A 455-nucleotide genomic window follows, 5' to 3' on the forward strand; every position below is an offset into this window, starting at 1 on the left:
TGGAGGTGAATGTGTGTAATTTGGCTGGTACATGTATTGATATCTACAATAGAGGTAGTGGTAAGTTGCTTACCAATTCACCATCAGCGGCCTATCTAGACAGCATTGGCGGTAGTGCTACAAACGGTACTCATACTGAAAGCGGAAATTCCGGCCCAGTTGGTGGTGCTTTTTATCTATTCGACTGGAATAACGCAAATGCACTGTGTACTACCTACAACACCCATAGTCTCGGCGGACGAACTAACTGGCGTTTAGCAACAAGAGACGAGTTAAAAACGGAGCTATACGACGCATTCGGCCCGATGTTTATCGCGCGCGGTTGGCCGACCACCTACTACTATTGGTCGGCGACTCCTGATGGTTCTCTCTATTACGACGTGGACCTCGTCCATGGCTACGTCTTCAGCAACCAGTCGAGCCTCACGGGCTACGTATCCTGCGTCTCAAATCCT

At 49.2% G+C, this 455-nt stretch carries 1 protein-coding gene; it reads left to right on the top strand.

The features are described from left to right. Nucleotides 1–65: 65 nt before the first annotated feature. Nucleotides 66–455: DUF1566 domain-containing protein (locus AB4589_RS23710; protein ID WP_372101819.1), on the top strand; the 390-nt coding region annotated here is incomplete at its 3' end.

Source organism: Vibrio sp. 10N.222.49.A3, assembly GCF_041475145.1.
GTDB lineage: Bacteria > Pseudomonadota > Gammaproteobacteria > Enterobacterales > Vibrionaceae > Vibrio > Vibrio tasmaniensis_A.